A 15,096-nucleotide genomic window follows, 5' to 3' on the forward strand; every position below is an offset into this window, starting at 1 on the left:
ATTATTGGTTACCTTCTGGCATTAGTTTTTTGACTGAATTATCCAGCATGCTAATGCAATTTTTTATTTCCAATCCGTTTTCATCTGCTATGTAACGCTCCAAATCTTCACAAAGCTTATGAAGAAAAGTAAATTCGAGCATAGCAAAAACTCCTTTTAAACGATGTGCAGTGTTTTTCAATTCGGTCAAATCCTCAACACTTTCACTATTATACAGTTTATTAATATCTATCGGTACTGTTGTGATAAACAAATCTCGATATCCACTATTTGCTAGTATTAATTGATAACTTGCAATTGCATCTTCTATTGATTCATTCGAGGTTCGTGAAACCGTTTGGTCATCAACATTGTGAAAAATCAGATTATTAGAATGCTCATGTTCATGATCCGTGTTTTCGATCAGTAATGAGATGGCATCAATTAATTCATCAGCAAAATTATAGTTAGCTTCGATGTAATGAGGTTGTAATTGGTTTATTCCTGAAAGAGTACCATTTACTTTAACAATATTTTCAAAATATTCCTCATTATTATCAGTTATCAAGAGATCCCAGTTGGTATGAGGGGAACTCTCACTTAAGTCCAAATATTCTGCTCCATAATTAGTTAATATATTCCTAACAATCCGTGAAATATCTGCATTATGTATGTTTAAGCGTATACAAACATCTTCCAATAAAGCCGGGTAGTCTTTAACTAGTAACTCTTTAGCTGCAGGTAGCGTAATTTCATAATGAGTGCCGATTGCATCACTAGAACGAATAGAAAAAGCACCATTCATTTTTTTTACCAGTAGTTTGCATAAATAAAATGTTATACCTGAACGTGTATAGTTAGAGGAATTTAAAATCTGTCCAGTAAAAGGACTTTGCAAATTACTCAGTTCTTGATTACTTACGCCAGTCCCACTGTCTCTAATATTCAGTAAGATGATATTTTTACTAGCATTATAAGATAACGTGAATGAAATTTTTCCAAAAGAGGTTGTTGCAATAGAATAATCCCAAATTAGCTGTATTAATTGCTTTAAATAATCCAGATTAGCCACGATAAGCGAATCTGGATTGAGATTATTATGAAAATAAAGCGCTAACCCTTTGTTATTACACTGCGATAAGTTTTGTTTTAAAAATTGACTCACAAGGTTACTGATAGAAACGTTCTCTGTTTTTACGGGGTCAGTTTGAGACTCAAGTTGATTTAATAAGTTAATATTTTTAAACCAGCGATTAATATGAAAAAGCTGATTTTCAATTTCTAAAATAAATGCACGATTATTTATATTGGCAATTTCGGATAGTTTGGTTAATTGATTATCAACTTTAATTAGTGAAGGCAATATTTCACTACACATATTCTCAAATACAGCTTTACGCATATGAATATTTTTTTTGTATTCGCGATTCGCTAATTCTTGGCGTTTTTGGGTTAATGCTTCTTTATCTTTATCCGTAATAATGAAGAGAACTGTATTGGATTTTGATATGTTATCGACAAGAACAACTTCATAGACAATATTTTCGATAGAAACTTGAATAACATCATGATTTTCCATGGCTATTTCTTTAATGTGAACCAGATCCATGGAAGGTAATAGTTGATTAGCAATATCATTGCTCAGAATTTTTTTGTTAGTGTTAAAGTCGTAAACTAAAATGCCGTACGAAATATGACTGATAATATCGCTAGTCAGTGCTTCATTAAAATTCAGTTCTTGCAACATATTTGTATTGGGAGAAATCAGGCGTTTACGGATAAAGAGCATAATCAGCAAAGCAAAAAAGATCATGATAAGCATGCCAGTCATTAGCCATAAGTTATAGCTAATGACATTAAAAATAATGCTTTTTAATGAAACATGGTAATAAAGTTGATAACTGGTACCGTCAATAGGGTGGGAGAAGATGAGGTTAGTTCCAACCCAAGTTGTATGAGACTCATTGCTTCCTGTGCTTGCAGGGCGTGTATTTATCGTAAAAAAATCCCCATTTAAATTTGGGGGGATCAGTGAATTGATCGAAATATCAAAAGATATGACGCTCGTTAACTGCCCTGGAGAATTAAACATCAGCCGATAAGTATAGTAATAAAGGTTATCAGGGGAGTATTTTTGAATATTTGAAATTATTTCCCGTCGATCTAACAATGTTGATTGTGTCAACATATCAGCGCGCTTTTCTTCTGCCGTTAAGGTGAGATAACTTTCTTTAAATCGTAGCTCAGGTTTAAGGATTGAATGGGTGGTTACTAAGACTAGTGTATTGTCTAACCCATTGAGATAATACATCGAGTTATATTCATTACGGGCACCCCAGACAATCTCCATATAATTTGCAAGCTTAGAGGCTAAAACATTACTACTTTGCTTATTATTACCAAATACAATGGCATCGATTGATTGGTTGGCGCTACTTAACCAAAAAATATCATGGCGCATTCCTGTCACAGTGAGATTATCGGCGGGAGGTACTGATGTCTTTTCATTGGCAATTTTGTAGATATGGCTCGCTTGATAACGATAATCTTCGATTTGATAGGCTAACCGACTCGCCATACTGTTCAAACTAGTCTGACGGCTTTGAACCAATGCTTGATAGTAGTTAAATAGCGATAAAAAAAGCATTACTATTAGCAACAGAATAAATGCTGCGAAAATACGAAAAAGAGTGTTTGGCTTTAATAATGATTGTTTGTACATACTGTAGCAAGTCGTCCCGTCGGCTAAAATATTATTAGATTAAAAATCATACGCCTAGAGAAAGGATAGACACCGATTTTGCACAGATACTACCATTTTTCTTGGGAAAGAGAGAGTGATTGAGTGAAGATTAGCCAAACGAAGTAAAAAAATCAATTTTTTTACTTTCAGGGGTAGACAAGTTGCAGGGATTCCTCCATAATCGCGCCCCATGGAGAGATGGCCGAGCGGTCGAAGGCAGCGGTCTTGAAAACCGCCGATGGGAAACCATCCTAGAGTTCGAATCTCTATCTCTCCGCCATATTCGCCGGCTTAGCTCAGTTGGTAGAGCAACTGACTTGTAATCAGTAGGTCACCAGTTCGACTCCGGTAGCCGGCACCAAATAAGAACCCGTTATTTTGCATAGTAATATGAAAGATAACGGGTTTTTTCTTGTTTGTAATTCATGTCATTTTACCCCTTCTAGTTGCTGATAAGTACATCGAGAACATCACCACTCAAATGATTTTAAAACAATGAGAGAGTAGATATGGCTGAGATGAAATTAAAATCTCAGATGGATATTCGGGTTAACGACAGAACTGGTAAGGAGAATAGTGAAAGGTGGTTAGGGTATCCCTATGATAGGAGGAGCTATCCACTCTATAAGTGGCTACAATCTTAGGCTAATTTACAGATCTTATGTTTTCTCATAGTAGTCTATGGTTGATGGCATCAAGTTGCTAAAAATAGCGACTAAATTGACAAATATAAGCAAAATAATCCGTAAAATGACAAAAATGCATATTAATAATGAGATTAATTAATCCATATATGTGATAATTTTGTCAATTCACTACTGTTTAAGTGATTACGTTTTTAGTTTAATCGGCGTATCGTTCTGAAGAGGAAAAAGGAATCCGGCAGAGCTGCTGATTAGTTGGCATATTAAAAATCGAATATTGCTTAATAGTTTTGAAAAGGTTATCCGACCGTTATCTACTTAAGTAGAAGATGAATTTTAAGGATATTCAGCTAGTTGTGGGTGAAAACCCATTTTGTTGTAGTAATCATGTTGAATTTAAAAGACTAAATATTGTCTAAAATAGCGTGCATTCTGCAAAAGCGAAGTATTGGGAGATATAATGTACGCCAAAAACCCATTTTCACTGAAATTGGTCCATCCGAAGTACTTAGTAACATGGATGGGGGTTTTTATCTTATTTTTATTGGTTCAATTACCTTATAAATGGCAGATATCGTTAGGTGCTTTTTTAGGTATCAATTCGCGGTATTTTATTAAAAGAAGAGTATCAATAATTAAACGAAACTTAGAGTTGTGTTTTCCGGACAAAAATAAAAATGAAATAGATATTCTGGTAAATGATAACCTAAAATCTTTGGGGATCGCATTATTTGAAACTGGAATTGCCTGGTTTTGGAACGATAAAAGAGTTAAAAAGCTCTTTCAAGTAAAAGGAATGTCTAATTATTTAGATGCGATTGCGAAAAACAAAGGTGTAATAATTGTTGGGGTTCATTTTATGTCACTTGAGTTAGGTGGCCGGATTATGGGCCTTTGTTTCCCTGTTAATGCAATGTATCGGCCGCATAATAATAAAGCGATGGAATATATTCAAACAAAGGGACGGTGCCGTTCAGGTAAAGGAATGATTGACCGTAAAAATTTGAAATTTATGGTTCAAGAGTTAAAAAATGGTAAGTCCATATGGTTTGCACCCGACCAAGATTTTGGACGAAAAGGGACGATATTTGCGCCATTTTTTTCTGTAAAAAATAGTTCCACATCAAAGGGAACGTCAATACTTGCTCAATTATCTAAATCACCGACACTCACAGTAACATTATTGAGAAATAAGAGCGGTGCTAATTATGATTTGATACTGGGAAAAGAAATACCTGAGTACCCAAGTTGTAATGCATTACAGGATGCAACAGTAATTAACTCGGTTTTAGAGATGGAAATTATGAAAGCGCCAGAACAATATCTTTGGGCTCATCGACGGTTTAAAACTAGGCCGGAAGGGGAAGTGTCACTTTATAGTTAGCTTTATATTTATCTATAGCAGTAAAGGCAATCGTGATTAAAAGGAATTAGTTGGCTTTTTACTGATAACCCTTTTTGTATTATAGTTTTTTTAGACTCATAATATAAAACGAGATAAATAAACCTTTTATCTCGTTTTAATCATAAGTTATAGTCTTGTTTAGTACGGATTTTTTTGTTAGAACCAGCTGTGTAGCATAAAGTATGATAATGAAAATATAAAAATTACCATTAGGTGTTGGAGTACCTTTAAAAACAAAAGAAATCTTCTTATTTGATTCATTGTTTCCTGCTTTGGCTAACAAAAAGAGTAGTTAATTAAAAAGTTTTATTCTGTGTAGTAACGCTAATTATAAAATACTAGTTTGTATATAAAATATTACAAAAATGTGAAATGTTTTACGCTTAATAAGTAAAAATATCTAATTTAAAAATATTTAACAAATAACTGATCATTTATTGCGTAAAAATAGAACTACCTTCAATAACGATATTAATCGAAGGCAATTCTATTATAGAGTTACTTTAGAATAAACTAAAAACTATTTTCATATTCTCGAGCTTTTTTATCGTCATAATTATGTTCCCATTTGGCGATAACCAGAGCGGCTAGAGCATTACCTACCACATTAAGTGCCGTACGTGCCATATCTAGAATTCTGTCAACACCTGCGATGAATGCTAACCCTTCTAATGGAATACCTACACTTCCTAGCGTGGCAAGAAGAACAACAAATGAAACACCTGGGACACCAGCAATACCTTTAGAAGTGATCATAAGCGTAAATACTAAGATAAGCTCTTGCCCAATGGAGAGTTCGATACCATAAAGTTGGGCTATAAAAATAGCGGCAATACTTTGGTATAGTGTCGAGCCATCTAAGTTAAATGAATAACCAATTGGAATAACAAAGCTTGTTACAGACTTAGGCGCTCCGTATTTTTCCATTTTATCCATAATACGAGGAAGTACGGTTTCAGAGCTGGCCGTCGAATAAGCGAGTAACAATTCATCTTTTAATATTTTCATCAAAGTGAAAATATTAATTCGACAATAACGGGCAACTAATCCTAATACAACAACCGCAAAAAATATAATTGCACAATGGACGAGTATAACCAGTTTCAATAAAGGAACTAATGATGAGAAACCAAAGTTAGCAACGGTAACGGATATTAATGCGAAAACCCCGATTGGAGCATACATCATAATCATATTTGTTACGCGGAACATTGTTTCAGAGAAAGTCTGTAATACATTGAGTAATGGTTGTTTTTTCTCTAATGGTAAAGAAGAAAGCCCTAAGCCAAATAATACAGCAAAAAAGATGACGGGGAGCATATCACCACTCGCCATCGCTGCAAAAATATTACTTGGAACTAAAGTGAGGATCGTATTAATGATCCCGGAAGGGTGGCTTTCAACTTCTTGAGTGGTTTTTTCATATTGTGAAATATCGACTTGTGTTAATTGTGACATGTCGATACCAACACCCGGTTGGAATATATTGGCAAAAGAGATACCGACGATAATGGCAATTGTAGTAATAATTTCAAAATAAAGGATAGTTTTAAAACCGAGAGAACCTAGTTGCTTGGTATTACCAACTCCTGCTATTCCAACAATTAGGGTCGATATAACAATAGGAACAACAATCATTTTGATTAACTGAATAAATATTTTACCAGCCGGAGATAGAATATTTAAAATCAACCAATCTTTGTACTCTGTATTATCATGTAAAAGCGCACCAGCAATAACGCCCAAAATAAGAGCAACCAATATTTGCCATCCTAGGCCAAATTTAAACGGTTTTTTTTTAGTCACTTGGTTTAATGTCATAATGAAATCTCATTTTATATTAATAATTCTTATGTATGTCTTTTTATTATCATAAATTTTATATCGAATATTCGAGAAAACTACAACTATTAACTCGATAAATTTGAGTAATTCCAATGTGGAATTTATATCAATTTGTTTGTTTTGTTAAATTATAATATAATAATAAAGTTTTATGTTAAATATTATATGTGAATGTGAGTTTTAGGTGAGTTTTGAAGGTAAATTAATATTTAAAGTAAATGGAGTAAATGTTTTAAAATTGTTAATAAAAAGGTTTATTGTAGTGCTTGTTTTTCGCCGATAAAACTAAATAGAGTGAAAAATAGCCACTAAAAGTTTTATTTTTATTGGAAAGGTTTCTGAATGTGATTTTATGTTTAAATCATTCTATTTAATTAGTTAACAAAAATAGAATTTAATCTAATAGAATTATGGCTAGATAATGAAGCATTATTAAAATATAAAAGTTATTGCGATAAATGATTTCTCACTAAAATTTATGTAATGAAATTAGTGAAGAATAGAGAAATTTAATAATAGACAAATTAAACTTTAAATAACTCAAAGAGCAGATTGTTTCCGTTTAAGTGCAGCGAGTAATGTGCGTTCAGAAAGGTCTAAGTAATTACGCAACATATTAGCCGCATCTAAATTTTGGCCAGAATCTAATAAGTTAAGAATAGAGTGGTTTTTATCAATATAGGGAGCATACAAAATTTTAGGGTCATTGAGGTGACCAAAGGCCAGTCGTAATTCAGCTGACACATTACGGTATAATTTAATTAAACGTTCGCTGTCGGATAACTCGACAATGGCAGTATGAAATTTCATATTTGCAGTACCTACACCGACCCAGTTCTCGGTCTTTTCATGTTCACGAGCTTCTTGAACAGCATCTTTCATTTTATGAACTGATGGATGCAAGGCATATGCATGAGTTAACGCATCACACTCAATAAGCCGGCGAACTTGGTAGATATCGATAATGGCGGACATATCAGGGACTGAGACAAATACACCCTTATTTGGAGCATAAGTTAACAAACCTTCCTGCGTAAGTACGCGAAATACTTCTCGCAATGTGTTGCGAGAGATATCGAGTTCTTCACTTAATGTTGCTTCAGATAAGCGCTGACCCGGCGTGATCTCCCCAACTGTTATCTTATAACGTATAACTTCTGCAATAGTGACAGATAAAGTTTGTGCAACAGGTTGTTTTTTCATAATAAAGGCTAATTTTAGTCTCAGGGGTAATAATTCGTTATATTCACATATTCAAGTTATAGCAGCAAGTTTCCTTTCTTTTTTACTCATCCCATTTCCTGTATTTGCACAAAAATAGTGAAATTATAAATTTATCGCACCAACTTGGTGCGAACTAGTCGATAAGCAATATGCTTATGCAGTAAAAATTGTTAAAAAAGTGATCTCGTCTTGATTTTTAAACGAGCAATTACGATTTTTATTGATTGTTTATTCATCATTTAATACTAATTGTTCAACAATCTATTAAAAATGAATTAACAATATAGATAACAAGTAGAACAATGGCACGATAATTGCCTTAGTGATTGTGACATTAACAACCATATTAATAATTAAAACAATAACTATTAGAGGAGTATGCACATGGCCGCTCAAGAAAGTGCACCAACTACGGCTGAATATGTGAAAAGCCGCCGTTCATCACTGATAAGCGCAATTTTTTTAATGGCAACCTCTGCCATTGGTCCTGGGTTTATCACACAAACTGCTACTTTTACCGTGACATTAGGAGCCGCTTTTGCCTTCGGGATATTAGCGTCTATTGTGATTGACTTCATTGTTCAACAGAACATATGGCGGGTTGTTACCCTGACTAAAATGCACTCATCCGAAATTGCGAATGCCACAATTCCTGGGAGTGGTTATTTACTCGCCATATTGGTTATTTTTGGCGGGCTAATTTTTAATATTGGCAATATTGCAGGCGCAGGGTTAGGGCTTAATGCTTTAGTCGGCTTAGACCCTAAATGGGGTGGTTTAATTAGCGCACTATTAGCCATTTATATTTTTTCCTCCCGTAAGGCCAGCACATTTATTGATAGGTTAATTATTGGATTAGGTGTAGTGATGATTGGCTTAACGTTATTTGTCGCTATTGCATCAAACCCACCTGTTGGTGAGGCATTACGTCAAAGCGTACTACCGGACACGGTTGATTTTGCCATGATAACCACCATTGTTGGGGGCACTGTTGGGGGGTATATCTGTTATGCAGGCGCTCATCGCTTATTGGATAAAGGCGCAGTAGGTATTGAAAACATTAAAGTTGTTTCTAGCGCTGCGACAAAAGGTATCTTAGTTGTTGGGTTGATGCGTTACATTTTATTTTTGGCTATCTTAGGTGTAGTTGCAAGTGGTGTGACTATTGATATTTCTGGACATGCGGCTAACCCGGCATCACAAGCATTTCAGGCAGCTGCGGGTAATTTTGGTTTACGTATCTTCGGTTTAATTCTATGGGCTGCAGCACTTACCAGTGTGATTGGTGCAGCGTATACCTCAATGAGCTTCTTAACGGCATTTAAGTCTTCTATCACAGAAAGGCAACGTAATGTTGCAACTATCATATTCATCGCAGTTTCTCTGATTGTCTATTTATTTATGGGAACAGCCCCTGCGGCATTATTGGTTTTTGCCGGTGGTTTCAATGGGCTAATTTTACCTATTGGTTTAACTTTATTTGTTTATATCGGCTGGAAACGCTCAGATTTAATGTCAGGTTACCATTATCCACGTTGGCTATTATGGTCTGGTGTTGTGACGTGTGCACTCACTTGGTATATGGGCGCAATGTCTGTCGGTGCAATCTTTAATTATCTGAAATAACTCAAGGAGAAGCCATGAGAAAGCAAATTGATTTAAATAGCGACCTTGGGGAGAGTTTTGGCCAATGGGAAATGGGGAACGATACCGCCATTCTTCCTGTTGTTAGTAGTGCCAATATTGCCTGCGGTTTTCATGCGGGTTCGCCAGAAGGGATATTAAAAACCCTTAAAGCAGCGAAGGAAAATGGTGTTGCTGTTGGTGCTCATGTTGGCTATCCCGACTTAGTGGGATTTGGTCGACGTAATATGGATATTGCATCAAATGAATTAACTGCGGACGTGATTTATCAAATTGGTGCATTACAAGGGTTAGCAACCGCAGCAGGAACACAAGTTTTATATGTTAAACCCCATGGAGCATTGTATAACACGATTGCTCATGATAAACGTCAAGCTATGGCGGTGATTGATGCGATATTAGCCATTGATAAGCAGCTGATATTAGTCGCATTAGCAGGATCGCCATTAATTGAGTGGGCGAGAGAATGTGGCTTAAATGTCGTCGCAGAAGCTTTTGCTGATAGAGCTTATAACAGCGATGGTACATTAGTATCTCGAAAATTAGCCGGCTCTGTATTACATGACCCACAGATAGTCGCAGACCGCATGTTGCAATTGGTCATGGAGGACGGTGTGATGTCAATTGATGGAAAATTTACACCGGTTGACGCGGGGTCAATTTGTGTTCATGGCGATAGCCCTGGCGCTCTTGAAATGGCAAAACAGGTGCGCGCCATTCTAGAGAAACAAGGTATTGAAATTTATGGTTTTGCTCATAAAGGAGACCGCGAATGACACCGCTAATGAAGGCATCACAGCAGGCCATTGAAGCCGCTCGTCTTGCACGCCTTGCTATCCGCGAAGGATATGACAAACCAACAGCTGGCCTTGCTCCGGGCATGACTCAAGCCAACATGATTGCATTGCCACGCGATTGGGCATTTGATTTTTTATTATATGCTCAGCGTAATCCAAAGAGCTGCCCTGTTTTGGACGTATGCGAAGCAGGGAGTTGGCAAACTGTTTTAGCTGAAGGTGCTGATTTACGTACTGATATTCCACGTTACCGTGTGTGGGAAAATGGTCAGTTAACCGCTGAAATTACGGATGCGACATCGATTTACCAACAACATCCTGATTTAGTGACTTTTTTAATTGGTTGCAGTTTTACTTTCGAAACACCAATGATTGAAGCCGGTATTGATGTACGGCATATCACCGATAAATCCAATGTTCCGATGTATAAAACTAATCACCTTTGTCGCCCAGCTGGGCGTTTACAAGGGGAGCTAGTGGTTTCAATGCGACCAATACCTGCAAATCGAGTGGCGGATGCTGTGAGTATTACTGGCAGGTTTCCTGCGGTGCATGGCACGCCTATTCATATTGGTGCACCAGAACAATTAGGTATTGTTGACATTATGCAACCTGACTTCGGTGATGCGGTTCGCATCGAAGAGGGCGAAATTCCCGTTTTTTGGGCTTGTGGTGTAACGCCTCAAGCAGCAGTGATGAAATCAGGGGTTCCCTTCGCATTAAGCCATGCACCTGGTTACATGTTTATCACAGATGTACCTGATGCCGCATATCATATATAGAGGTGCCAATTGAGATTTTTACCCGTCAATTTAAGTGCCTTTATGGTGGAGTTAGAAAGTCTTGAGCAAACAATGGCATTGACTGATTCCTTAACAGAAATGCCAATTTATGGGATTGACGAAATTACGCCAGCAGCAAGGACGATTTTAATTCGCTATAACCCGATCAAGATTGATGTAAATGATTTGGTTGAAAAGATTTCGCTTAGGGATGTGTCAAGGGTCGTCGGCAAGGCCAGCAAATTGGTCACTATCCCTGTTCATTATAATGGGGAGGATTTATCCGATGTTGCATTGCATTTAGGTATATCCACCGCTGAAGTTATACGTCGTCATACAGAAAATGAATTTCAGGTTGCATTTAGCGGTTTTGCCCCAGGTTTTGGTTACATGGTTTCGAAAGGCGCTAATTTGAATGTTCCAAGGCGTCAATCACCAAGGGTGCGTATTCCTGCGGGTTCTGTTGCATTAGCGGGAGAGTTTAGCAGTGTCTATCCACAAGCTAGCCCTGGCGGATGGCAGTTGATTGGTGTGACTGAGCTATTAATGTGGGATATCAATCGACCTGAACCTGCGTTAGTTCAGGCAGGAACGCGGGTCAACTTTGTTGATGCAGCGAAAAGTCAGATTAGCTATAGCTTGCCAACTAAAGAGAAAATTGAAACTAAACCTGAGAGTGTGGCTGCTGATTTAACCGTTTTAACGACGGGGTTACAGGTTTTATTTCAAGATTTAGGGCGTATTGGCCAATCGGCATTAGGTATTTCAGAATCAGGCAGTATGGATAAATCGGCATTGCGTAGTGCAAACCGTATTGTGGGGAATGAATCAGACTCACCCGCTTTAGAGATAACACAAGGTGGGTTTAAGGCTCAGGTACACAAAGACCTTATTGTTGCAGTGACTGGAGCGCCTTGTGTTATTGACGTTATCACGGCAGAACACGAACAATATCAAGTTAATACTTATCAACCAATTCATTTAGCAAAAGGCGACACCATTAAACTAAGCCGGCCGAACAAAGGTGTACGTAGCTATTTTGCTGTGCGGGGTGGTTTTAACATAGAACCTATTTTATCGAGTTGTTCGTTTGATACGTTAGCGCAAGTTGGTCCAGCCCCAATTACAGTAGGCCAAACATTAACGGTTAACACCAATTCGTCTTCATTAGCCGTTTCATTGTATGAAACACCTGTTTTTGATTATCCCGCTGAAAGCGACATAGTGGTTTTGGATGTGGTATTGGGACCTCGAACGGATTGGTTTACAAAACAAGCCGTTGAGCAACTAACGAATCAGTTATGGCAAGTCACAGCGTCATCAAACCGTATAGGCCTGCGCTTATTGAGTGACAAACCGTTAGAGCGCGAACAATTACAGGAGCTACCGAGTGAAGGGACTTGCATTGGGGCTATTCAAGTGCCAGCAAATGGCCAGCCCGTTTTGTTTCTCAACGACCACCCTTTAACTGGCGGTTATCCCGTTATTGGCGCGGTATGTGAATACCATTTGGATTTAGCAGGACAAATCCCGGTGAATGCCAAAATACGTTTTAATCCACTCGGTGAATTTAAAGCATTGTAAGGGAGCCATTGTGCTTATGAACATGAATAATAACAAAAACCATAAAGTATTGATTGCTAATCGAGGCGAAATCGCAGTTCGTATTATCCGTGCATGTCGTGATTACGGTTTTCAGTCTGTTGCTGTTTATGCGGATAGCGATATTGATGCACTCCACGTCAAAATAGCCGATGAAGCCTACGGGCTTGGAGGAAATTCCCCTACAGAGAGTTATTTGAATATTGAAAAGCTGATTAGTCTCGCTCAGCAATCGGGTTCGACGATGGTACATCCAGGATATGGTTTTTTATCTGAACGGGCTGAGTTTGCGCGTGCAGTTGAAGCCGCAGGGTTAATCTGGATTGGGCCTAGCGCAAACAGTATTGATATATTAGGAGATAAGGTTCAGGCTCGTCATATTGCAATGCAGGTCGGCGCGCCGCTAGTGGTTGGCACAAAAGACCCGGTGAATAACGCACAAGAAGTCCTCGAATTTGCCCATCAACATGGTTTGCCTATTGCCATTAAGGCTGCGTTTGGTGGTGGAGGTAGAGGGCTCAAAGTCGCTTGGCAACTCCATGAAGTTGAAGAACTTTATCATTCGGCTGTACGTGAAGCGACCGCGGCATTTGGTCGTGGTGAATGCTTTATTGAACAGTTTTTGCATAACCCTCGGCACATTGAAGCACAAGTTATTGCGGATACGCATGGCAACGTGCTGGTGGTGGGAACCCGTGACTGTTCACTGCAGCGTCGTAATCAGAAACTGGTTGAAGAGTCGCCAGCACCTTTTTTATCCGAAAGTCAACAACAACAAATTATTCAAGCCTCTACCGATATTTGCCGTAAAGCAGGTTATGTTGGAGCAGGAACCGTTGAATTTTTGTTAAGCCAAGATGGAACGCTGTCATTTCTAGAAGTGAATACGCGCTTACAAGTTGAGCACCCAGTCACAGAGGAAACCGCAGGTATTGACTTAGTGATTGAGCAGTTACGAATTGCAGAAGGCTTACCTTTAAGTATTAAGAAGATGCCGATCCCACGAGGGCATGCTTTTGAATTTCGTATTAATGCTGAAGATGCTGGAAACGGGTTTTTACCGACCCCTGGCACCATTACCGTTTTTGATGCACCATCGGGGCCTGGAGTGCGTGTTGACAGTGGCGTAATGGCTGGAACAACAATACCGGGCACCTTCGATTCGTTAATGGCGAAATTAATTGTGGTGGGTCGTACTCGAGAGCAAGCCATTTCGCGTGCACGCCGTGCATTGGCTGAATTTACTATTGAAGGTGTTGCATCAGTTTTACCATTCCACCGTGCAGTAATAGAACAAGCTGATTTTTGTGATAATTTTAGTGTACATACGCGTTGGATAGAGACTGAATTTAATGTGGAAATTCCACCGGCAAAACGGCAAATTCCATTATCGGATCCTGAGATAACACGGACTTTCATTGAAATCGATGGAAAGCGTTGCGAGTTAGGTTTACCCACTCAATTGTTTTCTAGTTTTTCAGGTAATAACTCCGTAGCAGCCCATTCTGCGTCTCAGAAGGTCCACAATCCTGATGCGGTCAATGCCCCCATCTCTGGGATATTGTTTAATTGGCTGATCCCTCAGGGAAATAATGTTTCAAAAGGGGATGTAATCGGTGTAATGGAAGCAATGAAAATGGAAGTGCAGATTGTTGCACACCGAGCCGGAACATTGAAACACTGGGCTATTAAAGGGGATTTTGTTGAAGCGGAGAGCCCAATAGCTGAAATTATTTAATTTGGTGCCTGTTTAGTTTGAGCTAAAGGAGTTAGCTCAAACTAACGGGAAAGCCGTTCTGGCAATGTTCTGAGAGGGAGATGCGGTGCGGGTATGGTATGTTTCTCTTCAGCGGTCATTTCATTGCTATCACGATAGACCTCGCCACAGAGAAAATAGAGGTTCGGTCGCTTAGATTCTAGGTAATTTTTTCGGCTAATACATTGTTCTTGTGTAAAAATAGTTTCAGTCACCGGTAACGCATCACATGAATCTGTGCCACAAGGGCTAACCCATAACGCCCAACCAATGAGTACCATATGTCCTGCCATTTACATTGCCTTCCTTAATAAGAACCAATATGAACCGCTGAAAGTAATGACTGTAAGTAACTATCTAATTCACATACGCATTATAGGTTAAATTCTAACATTGAGTTAACCAAATGTATGTATTTAGGCATGATGAATTCTCTCATGCACACTAAAAAGCAAATCTTTATAAATTAAAAAGTTGCGAATTATTATAAATAGAAAATAAATGATTTAATAATAAATAACGCGGAATATTGTTAAAATTACCTTGTTGATAATGAGTGTTTTTTTGTGTTAGATCGCAAAAAACAAAATAATTATCTGCAATTAACCGATATTAGAGCTCAAGCCTGTCAATTAAGGCTCTTTTTAACTAGGATTATGACAACCACTAATAAGA

General features: G+C 38.0%; 10 protein-coding genes and 2 tRNA genes. 8 read left to right on the plus strand and 4 right to left on the minus strand.

Annotated elements, in window-relative coordinates; translation table 11 throughout:
- Position 1: 1 nt before the first annotated feature.
- On the minus strand, positions 2 to 2,701 hold the full coding sequence (rcsD, locus tag PSE72_RS13965) for a phosphotransferase RcsD (protein ID WP_272690986.1): 2,700 nt from the start codon (positions 2,699 to 2,701) through the stop codon (positions 2 to 4).
- Positions 2,702 to 2,914: 213 nt separating this feature from the next.
- On the opposite strand from rcsD, the gene PSE72_RS13970 reads away from it, so the two are divergent.
- The 3 genes from PSE72_RS13970 to lpxL all read left to right on the plus strand — a co-directional run bounded on the left by PSE72_RS13970 (position 2,915) and on the right by lpxL (position 4,750).
- A tRNA-Ser gene (locus PSE72_RS13970) sits at positions 2,915 to 3,002 on the plus strand.
- Positions 3,003 to 3,007: 5 nt separating this feature from the next.
- Positions 3,008 to 3,083: transfer RNA gene (locus PSE72_RS13975), tRNA-Thr, on the plus strand.
- Between the two features lie 743 nt (positions 3,084 to 3,826).
- Positions 3,827 to 4,750 carry an LpxL/LpxP family Kdo(2)-lipid IV(A) lauroyl/palmitoleoyl acyltransferase gene (lpxL, locus tag PSE72_RS13980; protein ID WP_115167040.1) on the plus strand — a complete coding sequence of 308 codons (924 nt, stop codon included), beginning with the start codon at positions 3,827 to 3,829 and terminating at the stop codon, positions 4,748 to 4,750.
- A gap of 534 nt (positions 4,751 to 5,284) precedes the next feature.
- Here the strand turns inward: lpxL and gltP are convergent.
- The gene (gltP, locus tag PSE72_RS13985; protein ID WP_109911568.1) at positions 5,285 to 6,592 is read right to left on the minus strand and encodes a glutamate/aspartate:proton symporter GltP; all 1,308 of its coding nucleotides are present in this window, start codon (positions 6,590 to 6,592) and stop codon (positions 5,285 to 5,287) included.
- Between the two features lie 564 nt (positions 6,593 to 7,156).
- On the minus strand, positions 7,157 to 7,819 hold the full coding sequence (locus tag PSE72_RS13990) for a GntR family transcriptional regulator (RefSeq protein ID WP_115167041.1): 663 nt from the start codon (positions 7,817 to 7,819) through the stop codon (positions 7,157 to 7,159).
- 405 nt (positions 7,820 to 8,224) lie between these two features.
- Between PSE72_RS13990 and PSE72_RS13995 the strand changes: the two genes are divergently transcribed.
- From PSE72_RS13995 to PSE72_RS14015, 5 genes are read left to right on the plus strand one after another with little or no spacing between them, the layout of a single operon-like run.
- A complete protein-coding gene (locus tag PSE72_RS13995) occupies positions 8,225 to 9,466 on the plus strand; it encodes an NRAMP family divalent metal transporter (protein ID WP_004912166.1) in 1,242 nt (413 codons plus the stop codon).
- Positions 9,467 to 9,480: 14 nt separating this feature from the next.
- A complete protein-coding gene (locus PSE72_RS14000; protein ID WP_109911569.1) occupies positions 9,481 to 10,260 on the plus strand; it encodes a LamB/YcsF family protein in 780 nt (259 codons plus the stop codon).
- Positions 10,257 to 11,063, plus strand: a complete 807-nt coding sequence (locus PSE72_RS14005) for a putative hydro-lyase (protein WP_115167042.1) — start codon at positions 10,257 to 10,259, stop codon at positions 11,061 to 11,063. The genes PSE72_RS14000 and PSE72_RS14005 overlap by 4 nt, the downstream gene beginning before the upstream one ends.
- Before the next feature lie 9 nt (positions 11,064 to 11,072).
- A complete protein-coding gene (locus tag PSE72_RS14010) occupies positions 11,073 to 12,647 on the plus strand; it encodes a 5-oxoprolinase/urea amidolyase family protein (protein WP_198641568.1) in 1,575 nt (524 codons plus the stop codon).
- A 16-nt stretch (positions 12,648 to 12,663) separates the two neighbouring features.
- Entirely contained in the window at positions 12,664 to 14,403 is a 1,740-nt protein-coding gene (locus tag PSE72_RS14015; RefSeq protein ID WP_198641569.1) for an acetyl/propionyl/methylcrotonyl-CoA carboxylase subunit alpha, read from the plus strand.
- 41 nt (positions 14,404 to 14,444) lie between these two features.
- Here the strand turns inward: PSE72_RS14015 and PSE72_RS14020 are convergent, their stop codons facing one another.
- Positions 14,445 to 14,714: a hypothetical protein gene (locus PSE72_RS14020; protein ID WP_004912150.1), complete on the minus strand. Its 270-nt coding sequence runs from the start codon at positions 14,712 to 14,714 to the stop codon at positions 14,445 to 14,447.
- Positions 14,715 to 15,096 lie beyond the last annotated feature (382 nt).

Source organism: Providencia sp. PROV116 (genome assembly GCF_028482485.1).
Lineage (GTDB): Bacteria > Pseudomonadota > Gammaproteobacteria > Enterobacterales > Enterobacteriaceae > Providencia > Providencia rettgeri.

Coding starts and splice junctions, on each gene's coding strand:
- PSE72_RS14005 (WP_115167042.1), top strand. CDS start 10,257: ATGACACCGCTAATGAAGGCATCACAGCAGGCCATTGAAGCCGCTCGT.
- lpxL (WP_115167040.1), top strand. CDS start 3,827: ATGTACGCCAAAAACCCATTTTCACTGAAATTGGTCCATCCGAAGTAC.
- gltP (WP_109911568.1), bottom strand. CDS start 6,592: ATGACATTAAACCAAGTGACTAAAAAAAAACCGTTTAAATTTGGCCTA.
- PSE72_RS14020 (WP_004912150.1), bottom strand. CDS start 14,714: ATGGCAGGACATATGGTACTCATTGGTTGGGCGTTATGGGTTAGCCCT.
- PSE72_RS14015 (WP_198641569.1), top strand. CDS start 12,664: ATGAACATGAATAATAACAAAAACCATAAAGTATTGATTGCTAATCGA.
- PSE72_RS13990 (WP_115167041.1), bottom strand. CDS start 7,819: ATGAAAAAACAACCTGTTGCACAAACTTTATCTGTCACTATTGCAGAA.
- PSE72_RS14000 (WP_109911569.1), top strand. CDS start 9,481: ATGAGAAAGCAAATTGATTTAAATAGCGACCTTGGGGAGAGTTTTGGC.
- PSE72_RS13995 (WP_004912166.1), top strand. CDS start 8,225: ATGGCCGCTCAAGAAAGTGCACCAACTACGGCTGAATATGTGAAAAGC.
- rcsD (WP_272690986.1), bottom strand. CDS start 2,701: ATGTACAAACAATCATTATTAAAGCCAAACACTCTTTTTCGTATTTTC.